Source organism: Janibacter anophelis NBRC 107843, from assembly GCF_001570945.1.
Taxonomy (GTDB): Bacteria; Actinomycetota; Actinomycetes; order Actinomycetales; family Dermatophilaceae; genus Janibacter; species Janibacter anophelis.
In genome coordinates this window covers 36,996-50,014 of the sequence record NZ_BCSQ01000023.1, presented here as the reverse complement: position 1 = coordinate 50,014, position 13,019 = coordinate 36,996, and the positions used below count along the sequence as shown (strand labels likewise).

The window sequence follows — 13,019 nt, the reverse complement described above, 5'->3', positions numbered from 1 at the left end:
CCAAGCCCGCCGTGCCCTTCGGCGGGATCTACCGGCTCGTCGACTTCGCCCTGAGCAATGTCGTGAACTCCGGCTACGCCAAGGTCATCGTCCTGACGCAGTACAAGTCGCACAGCCTCGACCGGCACGTCAGCCGGGCCTGGCGCCTGGCCTCACCGCTCGGGCACTACGTGGCGCCCGTCCCTGCACAGCAGCGGCGCGGCAAGAGCTGGTACCTCGGCAGCGCCGACGCGATCTACCAGTCGCTCAACGCGATCACCGACGAGCGGCCCGACATCGTCGTCGTCGTGGGCGCCGACCACGTCTACCGCATGGACTTCGCCGACATGGTCGAGCAGCACCTCGAGACCGGGGCGGACTGCACCGTCGCCGCGATCCGCCAGCCGATCGGCATGGCCGACCAGTTCGGCGTGATGGAGGTCGGTGAGGACGGGCGGCGGATCACCGCCTTCCGCGAGAAGCCGGCCGACCCGGTCGGCCTGCCCGATGCTCCCCACGAGGTGTACGCGTCGATGGGCAACTACGTCTTCAGCGCAGAGGCGCTCATGGACGCGGTCCAGCACGACGCCGGCCGGGAGAGCAAGCACGACATGGGCGGCGACATCGTCCCCGACTTCGTCGAGCGCGGCACCGCCCACGCCTACGACTTCGCCGACAACACCGTGCCCGGGGCGACCGACCGGGACCGCGGCTACTGGCGTGACGTCGGCACGATCGACAGCTACTTCGAGGCGCACCTCGACCTGACCTCGATCGTCCCGGTCTTCAACCTCTACAACTACAGCTGGCCGATCAACACCAGACACGGGCCGTACCCGCCGGCGAAGTTCGTCCACGCGGACGGTGAGCGCGCCGGCGGTGCGACCAACTCGGTCGTCTCGCCCGGCGTGGTCGTCTCGGGCGGGCACGTCGACAACTCGGTGCTCTCCCCCGGGGTCTTCGTCCACAGCTACGCGCGGGTGTCCGACTGCGTGCTGCTCGACGGGGTCGACGTGGGTCGGCACGCGCACCTGCACCGGGTCATCGTCGACAAGGGGGTGCGGTTGCCCGAGGGCATCCGGCTCGGTGTCGACGCTGAGGAGGACCGCGCGCGGGGCCTGCACGTCACCGAGTCCGGGATCACCGTGGTGGGCAAGGGACACGTCTTCGACGCGACCTAGACTGCGGCGCATGGCATCGACCCCCGCCACGACCGAGTCCACCTCCTCCCCCGAGCTCCCCGGTGAGGGCCCCCTGGTCCTCGTCATGGACGTCGACAGCACGCTCATCCGCGACGAGGTCATCGAGCTCATCGCCGAGCACGCCGGCACCCGCGAGGAGGTCGCGGCCGTCACCGAGGCGGCGATGCGGGGGGAGCTCGACTTCGCTGCGAGCCTGCACGCCCGGGTCGCCACACTCGAGGGCCTGTCCGTCGACGTGCTCGACCGCGTCCGGTCGGCGGTCCGCCTGACCCCCGGTGCGCGCACGCTCGTGACGACCCTCGTCGAGGCCGGCCACACGGTGGGGTTGGTGAGCGGGGGCTTCACCGAGGTCGTCGACGACCTCGCCCGTGAGCTCGGCATCCCCCACGCCCGGGCCAACCGGCTCGAGATCGTCGACGGGCACCTCACCGGCCGAGTCCTGGGTGACGTCGTCGATCGTGCGGCCAAGGCCGAGTTCGTCACGCGCCTCGCGGCGTCCGCCGGGGTGGATCCGGACCGCACGGTCGCCGTCGGCGACGGGGCCAACGACCTGGACATGATGGCCCGCGCCCGGCTGGGCGTCGCCTTCTGCGCCAAGCCGGCCGTGCGCGAGCAGGCCGACGTCGCCATCGACGAGCCGGACCTGCGCCGCGTCCTCGACCTGCTGGGCATCACCCCCATCCCCCAGCCCGACGACGAGGGCGGCAACCCCCTCGCCTGACCGCGTGTCGTACTGCAGTTCGGTGCAGCAGCAACGACAGATCAAGGGCCTGAGCCCCGACGGCAGGTGAACTGCAGTACGACAGCCCGTGCCGCGAGGGAGCCCCCGGGCCAAGGAGCGGGCGGGGAGGAGGGGTGGCGCAGCCTCAAGCCGAAGCCGAGTACGACAACGCCACCCAGCGACAACGAAGGGCCCTTCGAGACGCTTGCTGCGCAAGCTCCTCAGGACACCGCTTCGGCAGCGCGCCACCCCTCCTCACCGGGAGCGGCAGAGCCCGGCCCGCCAGGAGGTGTCAGACCCCCATGGCGTGCACGCCACCATCGACGTGCAGGATCTCGCCGGTCGTCGCGGGGAACCAGTCGGACAGCAGCATCGTGCAGGCCTTGGCCGTGGGCACCGGGTCGTTGACGTCCCAGCCGATCGGCGAGCGGTTGTCCCACGACTCCTCGAACTGCTCGAAGCCGGGGATCGACTTCGCGGCGGTCGTGCGGATCGGGCCTGCGGCGACGAGGTTGCAGCGGACCCCCTTCGGCCCGAGGTCGCGCGCGAGGTACCGGTTGGTCGACTCGAAGGCCGCCTTGGCGACGCCCATCCAGTCGTAGACCGGCCAGGCGAAGCTGGCGTCGAAGGTCAGGCCGACGATCGACCCGCCCTCGGTCATGCACGGGAGGGCAGCGACGGCGAGGGCCTTGAGCGAGTAGGCGGACACGTGGACCGCGGTCGAGACGTCCTCCCAGCTGGCGTCGAGGAAGGTGAAGGCCCCTTCGGGCGCGAAGCCGATGGAGTGCAGGACCCCGTCGAGGCGCTCGGTGTGCTCACCGATGCGGTCGGCGAGAGCCGCGAGGTCCTCCTCGCTCGTGACGTCGAGCTCGATGACCGGCGCCTCCTGCGGGAGGCGCTTGGCGATGGTGCGGGTGATCTTCATCGTCCGACCGAAGCTGGTGAGGATCACCCGGGCGCCCTGCTCCTGGGCGAGCTTGGCGACGTGGAAGGCGATCGAGGACTCCATGAGGACGCCCGTGATGAGGAAGGTCTTGCCGGTGAGCATCTGCTGCCTTTCTGGGAAGAGCGAGGACGAAGGGAGGATCAGTGGCCCATGCCGAGGCCGCCGTCGACGGGGATGACCGCCCCGGAGACGTACGCGGCGTCGTCGGAGGCGAGGAAGGCCACGGCCGCGGCCACCTCGTCGGCGCCGCCGTAGCGGCGGGCCGGGATCGCGGCCTGGTACTCCGCCTTGGTCTTGTCGGGCAGCTCTGCGGTCATGTCCGTCTCGATGAACCCGGGTGCGACGACGTTGGCGGTGATGCCGCGCGCGCCGAGCTCACGGGTCATCGAGCGGGCGATGCCGACGAGGCCCGCCTTGGACGCGGCGTAGTTGGTCTGGCCCGGGGAGCCGTAGAGACCGACGACGCTGGAGATGAGCACGACCCGGCCGAAACGGGCCTTGACCATCGGCGTGGCCGCGCGCCGCACGCAGCGGAAGGTGCCGTGCAGGTTGGTGTCGACGACCGAGGCGAACTCGTCGTCGGTCATCCGCATGAGCAGCGTGTCCTTGGTGACGCCGGCGTTGGCGACGAGCACCTCGACGTCACCGCCCAGCCGCTCCTTCGCGGCAGCGAACGCGGCGTCCACGGACTCGCTGTCGGTGATCTCGCAGGCGACGACGTCGAGGCCGTCGACCGGCTCGCCCGACCGCGAGGTGACGACGACGGTGTGCCCGTCCTGCTGCAGGCGTCGGGCGATGGCCTCGCCGATGCCTCGGTTGCCTCCGGTGACGAGCACTCGGCGCGGTGTCATCCTGCTCCCCTTTGTCAGTCGTCGTGTCAGTGGTCGTGTGCGTCAGGTCACATCTCGGGACGACGCTAGATCACTACCGCCGGGTACGTGGCACCGAGCCCGCCCCATGGGATCGGCACCCAGCCGCGCGGCGTACCCTGAAGCAATGCCGCACACGTCCGTGCCGTCGGTGACGACCGCCCCGATCTCGCTCCGCGAGGAGCAGTCAGGACGCATGCGGCAGTACCTCGCGACGATGGCTCTGCGGACCGTCTGCTTCGTCGGTGCGTACTTCTTCGAGGGCTGGCTGCGCTGGACCTGCGTCGCGCTCGCCGTCGTCCTGCCGTACATCGCCGTCGTCCTCGTCAACGCGGTTCGTCCGCGCCCCGCGGACACCTCGATGGGCCCGGTGACCGACCACCGTCGACAGCTGGGCCACGAATGATCCCCGACGTCGAGCCCGCGGCCGACTTCGTCTGCAGTCGTAAGGCCTGCCGCCAGCCCGCGACCCGGGCCGTGCTGTGGCGCAACCCGCGCATCCACGACGAGTCCCGCCGCAAGGTGTGGCTGGCCTGCGACGAGCACGAGTCGGTCCTTCACGACCACCTCGCGGTCCGCGGATTCCCCGTGTCGACCTGCGCGGTCGACGAGATCCCCGCCGACGCCGGCTGATGCTGCGATTGGCCCTGACCCCGAGGTGGCTCGGGTGGTTCGCCCTCGCGATCGCGGCGTCGGTCGCCTGCGTGCTGCTCGGCCAGTGGCAGTGGGGCAAGTACGAGGACCGCTCCGCCCGGGCCGACCGGATCGAGGCGCACTACGAGGCCGAGCCCGTCCCGGTGACGGACGTCCTGGGTGAGGCGCCGGCGCCGCTCGCGGACGAGTGGACCCGGGTCCGTGCCACGGGCGAGTACGTCCCCGACGAGCGCCTGCTCGTGCGCAACCGGCCCCTCGCCGGGAGCTACGGCTACGAGGTGCTCGTCCCGCTTCGCCTCGCCGACGGGCAGGTCCTCGTCGTCGACCGAGGGTGGGTCCCCAACAGCCCGAAGGGGGCCGACGTCGCCCCCGACGTCCCCGCGCCACCCACGGGTGAGGTGACGGTGACCGGGTGGGTCCGGCTGGGCGAGCAGAGCCTGGGCCGCGACATGCCGGCCGGCCAGCTCGCGAGCATCCACCTGCCGGAGGCGTCGGAGCGGATCGGCGAGGACGTGCTCGGGGGCTATCTCTCGCTGCAGTCCGAGCAACCGCGGACCGAGCGACCCGAGCCCCTGGAGGTCCCCGACACCGGGACCGGTCCGCACCTGGCCTATGCGATCCAGTGGTGGCTGGTGATCCCGGCCTTCTGGGTCTTCCTCGTCATGTCGCTGCGGCGCGAGGCCAGGGACGGCACGCAGGTCGGTCCCCGGCCGAAGAAGGTGCGCATCTGGGACGAGGAGGACGGCTGAGTCACCCGGCGTCGCTCAGCCGGTGACCTCGACCGCCTCGCTCGTGACCTCGCCGTCGTACTGCGTCGCGTAGAGGGTGGCGTAGAGCCCACCCGTCGCGAGCAGCTCGGTGTGGGTGCCTCGCTCGACCACCCGACCGTCGTCGACGACGAGGATCTGGTCGGCGGCCCGGATGGTCGACAGCCGGTGCGCGATGACGATCGCCGTGCGCCCCTCGAGGGCGGCGTCGAGCGCGCGCTGCACGGCGACCTCCGACTCGCTGTCGAGGTGGGCGGTCGCCTCGTCGAGGATGAGCACCGCCGGTGACTTCAGCAGCAGGCGCGCGATGGCGAAGCGCTGCTTCTCACCTCCGGAGAGGCGGTGGCCGCGATCGCCGACGACCGTGTCGAGGCCGGCCGGCAGAGCGTGGACGAGGTGGCCGATGCGGGCAGACTCGAGGGCGGCCCACATCTCGCCCTCGGTGGCATCCGGCTTGGCGTAGGCGAGGTTGGCCCGCAGCGTGTCGTGGAAGAGGTGGGCCTCCTGGGTCACCATGCCCACGGTGTCCGACACGGACTCGAGCGTCGCGTCACGCAGGTCGCGCCCGCCAATGCGCACCGCCCCGCTCGTCGGGTCGTAGAAGCGGGTGACGAGCGAGGTGATCGTGCTCTTGCCCGCGCCGCTGGGGCCGACGAGCGCGATGAGCTGACCGGGCTCGGCACGCAGGCTGACCCCTTGCAGCACAGGCCCTCCGGCCTCGCGGTCACCCGTGGTCGCCCCCTCGAGCGAGCGCAGCGAGATGGTGTCGGCGGCCGGATAGGTGAAGTGCACGTCGTCGAGCTCCACCGACAGCGCCTCGCCGCTCGGCAGCGGCCGGGCGTCGGCGGCCTCGACGATCGTCGAGGGCATGTCGAGCAGCTCGAAGAGCCGGGCGAAGGAGACGAGCGCGGTGAGCACGTCGACGTGGACGTTGGAAATCGCGGTGAGCGGGCCGTACAGGCGCGCGAGGAGTGCCGCGAGGGCGAGCAGCGTGCCGACCGTCAGTCCGCCCTCGACGGCCATGAGGCCACCGACGCCGTAGACCATCGCCGTGGCGATCGAGGCGAGCAGGGTGAGCATGACGAAGAAGACGGCGCGGTTGACGGCGATGCGCACCCCGATGTCGCGCACCCGCGCGGCACGCGCGTCGTACTGCTCGACCTCGCGGGCGGGCTGGCCGTAGATCTTCACCAGGAGGGCGCCGGCGACGTTGAAGCGCTCGGTCATCTGGTTGCCGAGGTCGGCGTTGAGGTTCATCTGCTCGGCGGACAGGCCGGCCAGGCGCCGACCCATCCACTTCGCCGGGAGGATGAAGAAGGGGACGAGGACGAGCGCGGCGAGCGTCAGCTGCCAGGACAGGGCGAACATCGCGCCGAGGATCAGCACGAGCGAGATGACATTGCTGACGACCGACGACAACACGGTGGTGAAGGCCTGCTGCGCCCCGATGACGTCGTTGTTGAGCCGGCTGACGAGCGCACCGGTCTGGGCGCGGGTGAAGAAGGCGATCGGTTGGCGCAGGACGTGACCGAAGACCTCGGTGCGCAGGTGGTGGATGAGCCCCTCGCCGATGCGTGCCGAGAACCACCGCTGCACGAGCGCGGTGACCGCCTCGACGATGGCGATGCCGGCGACCAAGAGCGCCAAGGTGATGACCACCCGGCGGTCCTGCGGGATGACCCCGTCGTCGATGAGTCGCTGCAGCAGCAACGGCACGGCGACCACGGTGAGCGACCCGAGGGAGACGAGGGCGAGGAACCCGGCGATGAGGCGCTTGAAGGGCGCGGCGTACCCGAGGACGCGTCGAGCCGTACCGGGCGGCAGTGCGGCCCGCTTCGCCTGGTCGCCGCGACTCATCGACTGCATGAGTCCCCAGGTGCTGTTGGTCATCATCGTGGCGCTCTCCTCATCGTCCCGGGACGACAACCACCGTGCACCACGCGGGATTCCCCCGCACCCGAATATGTGGCGTCAGCCGAGGGCGCGGCGCACGACGAGACGGGCCAGCGCGTCGGTGTCCGCCAGCCCCCCGGGGACGAAGGGGGATCCCGCGGCCTGCGCGAGCGCCTGCACCTTGTCGTGCAGGACTCCTTCCGCCAGCGTCGCCGGCACGACGACGCGCCCACTCGTGGCACCGGCTCGGGGGGCCGCGAGCGTCATCGTCAGCCAGCCCGGTCGCGGGTGGGCGTCGAGCAGCGTGCGGATGCTCTGCCCGGCCTGGCCAGAGCTCGAGCCACCCGCGACGAGCAGGACGGGTTCCTCGGGGCCGTGCCCGGCGGCGCGCGCGCGTTCGTCGACCGCCTCGAGGAGCAGGGGGTCGCCTCCGAGGGCCGCGGTGACGCCGACGGGCGCGCCCGCGGACCCGAGCGCGCGGGCGGCTGCCGGCACGTCGACCCGGGCGTGGAAGGCAGGGGTGATGAGCATCGGCACGACCGTGACCTCGTCGGTCAGGGTCGGCCCGATCTCGTGCGGCTGGGGTGCGTCGTGCTCGATGTAGACGAGCCGGGTCTCGCCCCGTCCGGCCTCCCGGAGGGGTCCGGACACGCGCTCACGCAGCCGCTCGAGGGTCCGTGCGTGCCGCGGGTCCGGGGACCCGTGGGCCAGCAGGACGGTCGTCACGTGTGCAGTCCGCACTCCACCTTGTCCGTGCCCGACCAGCGTCCGGCACGGGCGTCCTCGCCCTCGGCGACGGGCCGGGTGCACGGGGCGCACCCGATGGACGCGTACCCGCTCTGGCGAAGGGGGTTCAGGAAGACCGACTCGTCCGCGGCGTAGCGGTCGACGTCGTCCTGGGTCCACCCGGCGATCGGGTTGAGCTTGACCATGCCGCGCTTGTCGTCCCAGCCGACGATCGTGATGTCGGTGCGGGTGGGCGCGTCCTCGCGGCGCATGCCGGTCACCCAGGCCTCGTGCTCCTCGAGCGCCCGGTTGAGCGGCTCGACCTTGCGCATGGCGCAGCACAGATTGGGGTCGCGGTCGTGCAGCTGCGGTCCGTGCTCGGCGTCCTGCTCGGCGACGGTCAGCTTGGGGTAGATGGTGCGGATGCTGATGGGCAGCATCGCGTCGTAGGCGTCCCGGGTGCCGAGCGTCTCGGCGAAGTGGTAGCCCGTGTCGAGGAAGAACACGTCCGCGTCCTGCAGCGTCGTGCCGACGAGGTGCACGAGGACCTCGTCACCCATCGAGCTGGCGACGGTCAGGCCCTCACCGAAGGTCTCGTGCGCCCAGCGCAGCGCGGCACGGGCGAGCTCCACGCGCCCCTCATGGGTCGCGCCGAGCTCGGTCTCGAGGGCGGCGAAGCGCTCCTCCCCCTGGCGGGCGAGCTCCTGCAGCCGGTCGGTGGCGGTGGTGCTCGTCATCGGATGTCGTCCTCCTCGGCACGCCGCACCCAGAGGCGGAAGGACTCGTCGCCCTCGCGCTGGGCGAGGTAGGTGCGCGCCAGTCGCTCGATGTAGTCGGGCAGGTCGTCGCCGCGAACCTTGAGAGCGCGCGTCTTGCGGGCGAGGGCCGTGTCCTCACCGAGGGCGCCACCCAGGTGCACCTGGAAGACCTCCTCGTGACTGCCGTCCTCCTTCTTCTCCAGCATGCCCTTCAGGCCCACGTCGGCGACCTGGCTGCGGGCGCAGCTGTTGGGGCAGCCGTTGAAGTGGATGCTGAAGGGGACGTCGATCTCGAGCCGCTTCTCGAGCTCCTCGACGGTCCAGCGGGCGCGGTTCTTGGTGTCGGTCAGGGCGAGCTTGCAGAACTCCAGGCCGGTGCAGGCCAGGACATTGCGCCGCCACTCGCTCGGGAAGACCTCGAGGTCGAGCTCCTTGAGGTCCTCGGCGAGGGCCTCGGCACGCGTCGGCTCCACGTCGAGGACGAGCACCTTCTGGTGCGGGGTGAACCGCACCCGCTCGCTGCCGACGGACTCGGCCAGCTCGGCCAGGCGGGTGAGCTTGGTCCCCGTCATGCGGCCGGCGATCGGCGCCGCGCCGACCCAGACGCGCCCGTCGACCTGCTCGTGGATGCCGACGTGGTCCCGTCGGCTGCCGGCAGGAGCCACCGCCTCGGGGCCGTCGGGCAGGGCGCGGCCCAGGTAGTCCCGCTCGAGGACCTCGCGGAACTTCTCCGGGCCCCAGTCGGCCATGAGGAACTTCAGCCGCGCCTTGTTGCGCAGCCGTCGGTAGCCGTGGTCGCGGAAGATCGAGGTGACCCCGTGCCACACGGCCGGGACGTCCTCGAGCGAGACCCACACGCCCAGGCGCTGGGCGAAGATCGGCTTGACGGAGAGACCACCGCCGACCCACAGGTCGAAGCCGGGGCCGAGCTCGGGGTGCACGACACCGACGAAGGAGATGTCGTTGATCTCGTGGGCGATGTCGAGCACGGGCGAGCCGGAGATCGCCGTCTTGTACTTGCGCGGGAGGTTGGAGAACTCCGGGCTGCCGATGTACTCGCGCTTGATGATGTCGAGGGCCGAGGACCCGTCGACGATCTCCGCCTTGTCGATACCGGCGACCGGCGAACCCAGCATGGTGCGCGGGCAGTCACCGCAGGCCTCGGTCGTCGAGAGACCGACCGACTCCAGACGACGCCATATCTCCGGGACGTCCTCGATGCGCACCCAGTGCAGCTGGATGTTCTGCCGGTCGGAGATGTCTGCGGTGTCGCGGGCGAACTCCGTGCTGATGCCGGCGATGACCCGCAGCTGCTCGGTGCTCAGGCGTCCGCCGTCGCTGCGCACGCGCATCATGAAGTACTCGTCGTCGAGGTCGTCCTCACCCGTGTGGGTGCCGTCCAGCCCCTGCTTGCGCTGGGTGTACAGGCCCCACCAGCGGAATCGACCGGTCAGGTCGTCCTTGGCGATCGACCCGAACCCGTCCCGCGCGTAGACCTCCTCGATCCGCGCACGCACGTTGAGGGCGTCGTCCTCCTGCTTGAACTCCTCGTTGTGGTTCAGCGGGGTGCGGTCGCCGTCGGCCCAGGCGCCGTTGGACTTGCTGCGGGTGGGGCGGGTCGTCACAGTCACCCGACCATGGTACGGCTGCACTTATGGAATGCATAACCGCACGTTATGCATCTCACCTGCTGGAGCGAGGCAGCCCTTAGTGGAGCCGGACTCAGGCGAGCGTGACCAGGTCGCGGTAGTCCGCGCTGTAGAAGTCCTCGACACCGTCGGGCAGCAGCAGGATCCGTTCGGGCTGCAGCGCGTCGACGGCGCCCTCGTCGTGGGTGACGAGGACGACAGCTCCCTTGAAGGTCGACAGCGCCCCGAGGATCTCCTCGCGGCTGGCCGGGTCGAGGTTGTTGGTCGGCTCGTCGAGCAGCAGGACGTTGGCGCTGGAGACGACGAGCAGGGCGAGCGACAGCCGCGTCTTCTCCCCGCCGGAGAGGACCCCGGCCGGCTTGTCGACGTCGTCACCGGTGAAGAGGAAGGAACCCAGGACCTTGCGCACGTCGGTCTCACCGAGGTCGGGCGCAGCCGACTTCATGTTCGCCAGGACAGAGCGGTCGACGTCGAGGTTCTCGTGCTCCTGGGCGTAGTAGCCCAGTTTGAGGCCGTGCCCGGGCTCGACCTGCCCGGTGTCGGGCGCATCGACCCCGGCAAGCATCCGCAGCAGCGTCGTCTTGCCGGCGCCGTTGAGACCGAGAACGACCACCTTGCTCCCCCGGTCGATCGCCAGGTCGACGTCGGTGAAGATCTCCAGGCTCCCGTAGGAGCGGGACAGACCAGAGGCACGAAGGGGGGTCCGCCCGCAGGGAGCCGGGTCCGGGAAGCGCAGCTTGGCCACGCGGTCCTGGGTCCGCTCCCCCTCGACGCCGGCGAGCATCCGCTCGGCGCGCTTGATCATCTGCTGTGCCGCCGTGGCCTTCGTCGCCTTGGCGCGCATCTTCTCGGCCTGGTCGAGCAGCGCGCCGGCCTTCTTCGTCGCGTTCTGCAGCTCGCGCTTGCGGCGCCGCTCATCGGTCTCCCGCTGCTGGAGGTAGTTCTTCCAGCCCATGTTGTACTGGTCGATCTCCTGGCGGTTGGCGTCGAGGTGGAAGACGCGGTTGACCACGACCTCGAGCAGCTCGACGTCGTGACTGATGATGATCAGCCCGCCCTTGTAGCTCTTCAGGTGGTCGCGCAGCCAACCGATCGAGTCCGCGTCGAGGTGGTTGGTCGGCTCGTCGAGCAGGAGGGTCTCGTTGCCGGAGAAGAGGATCCGGGCGAGCTCCACCCTTCGTCGTTGTCCACCGGAGAGCGTCTCGAGGCTCTGGTCCAGACGCGCCTCGTCGATGCCCAGGGCGGAGGCGATGCTCGCGGCCTCGGACTCGGCGGCGTACCCGCCGGCCGCCTCGAACTCCTCCTGGAGCCGGGCGAATCGGGCCATCGCCCGCTCCTGCGTGTCGGCGTCGGCGCTGGCCATCCGCTGCTCGGCGGTGCGGCGGTCGGTGACGATGCGGTCGAGACCACGTGCGGAGAGGATCCGTTGGCGTGCCGTGACGGTGAGGTCACCCGTGCGCGGGTCCTGCGGGAGGTAGCCGATGCCGCCGCTCGAGGTGACCGAGCCGGCCGCGGCCTGCCCCTCCCCCGCGAGCACCTTGGTCAGGGTCGTCTTGCCGGCGCCATTGCGCCCGACGAGGCCGACCCGGTCCCCCGCGGCCACGCGGAAGGAGGCGTCCTCGAGCAGGATCCGCGATCCCGCGCGCAGCTCGATGCCGCTGGCTGTGATCACGGGGGCTTCTCCTGCACGTACTGAGGGTCTGTCGCCGGTTAGTGTAAGTCGCAGTACCGCGGGTGACCGCATCCGTCCCGGTCCGCAGCCGGACCATCCTCGTGGAGGAGCGCCGATGAGCATCAACGACAACGCGTCACTCGACACCTCGCGCATGGGTGGTGGCGGCGGAGGTGGTGGCCGTGGCCCGGTCATCGCCGGTGGCGGTGGCATCGTCGGCGTGATCGTCCTGCTGATCTACATGTTCTTCGGTGGCGACCCGGGCGACCTGACCGGAGGACAGCCCCAGGAGACCGGTCAGGGCCAGAGCGACTCGCGTCTGGCGGAGAAGTGCACGACGGGCGCCGACGCGAAGCAGGACCGTGAGTGCCTGATGGTCCTGGGCGAGAACAGCCTGTACGACTTCTGGAACGACCAGCCGGACCTGGCCAAGGCCCTGCAGGACGCCGGTCAGGACTTCCGGGGACCCAACCGGGTCGTCGTGTACCAGGGCCAGACCCAGTCCCAGTGCGGCACGGCGAGCAACCAGGTCGGCCCCTTCTACTGCCCCGTCGACGAGCGGATCTTCATCGACACCGACTTCTTCGACATCATGGAGAGCCAGCTCGGCGCCGAGGACGGCGTCCTCGCCGAGCTCTACGTCCTCGCCCACGAGTACGGCCACCACATCCAGAACGTCTACGGCGTCCTCGACGAGGCGCAGAAGGATCCGCAGGGAGCCGACTCCGGCGCGGTGCGCGTGGAGCTCATGGCCGATTGCTTCGCCGGCATGTGGATCCAGCACGCGACCGAGACCAAGGACGCCAACGGAGAGGCCCTCATCACCGGCATCAGCGAGGCCGACGTCAAGAACGCCATGGGCGCCGCCAAGTCGGTCGGTGACGACGAGATCCAGAAGAAGTCCGGCGGCGGCGTCCAGCCCGAGGCCTGGACCCACGGCTCGGCCAAGGCCCGTCAGGCCTGGCTGCTGCGCGGCATGCAGGCGACGTCGGTCAACCAGTGCGACACCTTCGAGGTCAGCGACCCCAACAACATCTGACCGCCGCCGCCTGAGGAGGTCGCGCAGCAACCCTCTCGAAGGGCCGCTCCCGACGACGAGGGGGCGCGGGTGGCGGCGAGCGGCGGACGATGAGGTCGGCGCAGCATCAAGCCGAAGTCGAGAACGACAACGCCACCACCCCAC

Annotated in this window: 13 protein-coding genes; 6 read left to right on the top strand and 7 right to left on the bottom strand. The window is 70.6% G+C overall.

Going from position 1 to position 13,019, the window contains the following annotated elements:
* The coding region (locus JAN01S_RS08045; protein ID WP_068316374.1) for a glucose-1-phosphate adenylyltransferase at window positions 1-1,160 on the top strand (1,160 nt) is incomplete at its 5' end.
* Between the two features lie 10 nt (window positions 1,161-1,170).
* Complete coding sequence (serB, locus tag JAN01S_RS08040) at window positions 1,171-1,902, top strand: phosphoserine phosphatase SerB (protein WP_068316361.1); 732 nt, start codon at window positions 1,171-1,173, stop codon at window positions 1,900-1,902.
* A gap of 292 nt (window positions 1,903-2,194) precedes the next feature.
* On the opposite strand, the gene fabI is transcribed toward serB, so the two are convergent.
* A complete protein-coding gene (gene fabI, locus JAN01S_RS08035) occupies window positions 2,195-2,950 on the bottom strand; it encodes an enoyl-ACP reductase FabI (RefSeq protein WP_068316358.1) in 756 nt (251 codons plus the stop codon).
* Window positions 2,951-2,988: 38 nt separating this feature from the next.
* Window positions 2,989-3,699 (bottom strand): 3-oxoacyl-ACP reductase FabG, encoded by a 711-nt coding sequence (fabG, locus tag JAN01S_RS08030; protein ID WP_068316357.1) that lies wholly within the window; start codon window positions 3,697-3,699, stop codon window positions 2,989-2,991.
* Window positions 3,700-3,844: 145 nt separating this feature from the next.
* Here fabG and JAN01S_RS08025 point away from each other — a divergent pair, with 145 nt between their 5' ends.
* From JAN01S_RS08025 to JAN01S_RS08015, 3 genes are read left to right on the top strand one after another with little or no spacing between them, the layout of a single operon-like run.
* Window positions 3,845-4,123 carry a DUF3099 domain-containing protein gene (locus JAN01S_RS08025; protein WP_068316356.1) on the top strand — a complete coding sequence of 93 codons (279 nt, stop codon included), beginning with the start codon at window positions 3,845-3,847 and terminating at the stop codon, window positions 4,121-4,123.
* Window positions 4,120-4,350: a hypothetical protein gene (locus JAN01S_RS08020; protein ID WP_068316355.1), complete on the top strand. Its 231-nt coding sequence runs from the start codon at window positions 4,120-4,122 to the stop codon at window positions 4,348-4,350. Before JAN01S_RS08025 ends, JAN01S_RS08020 begins: the two co-directional genes overlap by 4 nt.
* The gene (locus tag JAN01S_RS08015; RefSeq protein WP_068316354.1) at window positions 4,350-5,120 is read left to right on the top strand and encodes an SURF1 family cytochrome oxidase biogenesis protein; all 771 of its coding nucleotides are present in this window, start codon (window positions 4,350-4,352) and stop codon (window positions 5,118-5,120) included. Before JAN01S_RS08020 ends, JAN01S_RS08015 begins: the two co-directional genes overlap by 1 nt.
* Window positions 5,121-5,135: 15 nt before the next feature.
* On the opposite strand, the gene JAN01S_RS08010 is transcribed toward JAN01S_RS08015, so the two are convergent.
* The 5 genes from JAN01S_RS08010 to JAN01S_RS07990 form a co-directional block, all read right to left on the bottom strand.
* On the bottom strand, window positions 5,136-7,028 hold the full coding sequence (locus JAN01S_RS08010; RefSeq protein WP_068316370.1) for an ABC transporter ATP-binding protein: 1,893 nt from the start codon (window positions 7,026-7,028) through the stop codon (window positions 5,136-5,138).
* 81 nt (window positions 7,029-7,109) lie between these two features.
* Complete coding sequence (locus JAN01S_RS08005) at window positions 7,110-7,757, bottom strand: sirohydrochlorin chelatase (protein WP_068316351.1); 648 nt, start codon at window positions 7,755-7,757, stop codon at window positions 7,110-7,112.
* Entirely contained in the window at window positions 7,754-8,494 is a 741-nt protein-coding gene (locus JAN01S_RS08000; RefSeq protein ID WP_157075659.1) for a phosphoadenylyl-sulfate reductase, read from the bottom strand. The genes JAN01S_RS08005 and JAN01S_RS08000 overlap by 4 nt, the downstream gene beginning before the upstream one ends.
* Window positions 8,491-10,140, bottom strand: coding sequence for a nitrite/sulfite reductase (locus tag JAN01S_RS07995; protein ID WP_174522282.1), 1,650 nt, complete (start codon window positions 10,138-10,140; stop codon window positions 8,491-8,493). The genes JAN01S_RS08000 and JAN01S_RS07995 overlap by 4 nt, the downstream gene beginning before the upstream one ends.
* Before the next feature lie 97 nt (window positions 10,141-10,237).
* On the bottom strand, window positions 10,238-11,836 hold the full coding sequence (locus JAN01S_RS07990; RefSeq protein ID WP_068316346.1) for an ABC-F family ATP-binding cassette domain-containing protein: 1,599 nt from the start codon (window positions 11,834-11,836) through the stop codon (window positions 10,238-10,240).
* A gap of 115 nt (window positions 11,837-11,951) precedes the next feature.
* Between JAN01S_RS07990 and ypfJ the strand changes: the two genes are divergently transcribed.
* Window positions 11,952-12,875, top strand: a complete 924-nt coding sequence (gene ypfJ, locus JAN01S_RS07985) for a KPN_02809 family neutral zinc metallopeptidase (protein WP_068316342.1) — start codon at window positions 11,952-11,954, stop codon at window positions 12,873-12,875.
* Window positions 12,876-13,019 lie beyond the last annotated feature (144 nt).

Bases quoted from the DNA above. Each gene is read 5' to 3' on its own strand.
- serB (WP_068316361.1), top strand. From the start codon at position 1,171: ATGGCATCGACCCCCGCCACGACCGAGTCCACCTCCTCCCCCGAGCTC.
- fabI (WP_068316358.1), bottom strand. From the start codon at position 2,950: ATGCTCACCGGCAAGACCTTCCTCATCACGGGCGTCCTCATGGAGTCC.
- fabG (WP_068316357.1), bottom strand. From the start codon at position 3,699: ATGACACCGCGCCGAGTGCTCGTCACCGGAGGCAACCGAGGCATCGGC.
- JAN01S_RS08025 (WP_068316356.1), top strand. From the start codon at position 3,845: ATGCCGCACACGTCCGTGCCGTCGGTGACGACCGCCCCGATCTCGCTC.
- JAN01S_RS08020 (WP_068316355.1), top strand. From the start codon at position 4,120: ATGATCCCCGACGTCGAGCCCGCGGCCGACTTCGTCTGCAGTCGTAAG.
- JAN01S_RS08015 (WP_068316354.1), top strand. From the start codon at position 4,350: ATGCTGCGATTGGCCCTGACCCCGAGGTGGCTCGGGTGGTTCGCCCTC.
- JAN01S_RS08010 (WP_068316370.1), bottom strand. From the start codon at position 7,028: ATGACCAACAGCACCTGGGGACTCATGCAGTCGATGAGTCGCGGCGAC.
- JAN01S_RS08000 (WP_157075659.1), bottom strand. From the start codon at position 8,494: ATGACGAGCACCACCGCCACCGACCGGCTGCAGGAGCTCGCCCGCCAG.
- ypfJ (WP_068316342.1), top strand. From the start codon at position 11,952: ATGAGCATCAACGACAACGCGTCACTCGACACCTCGCGCATGGGTGGT.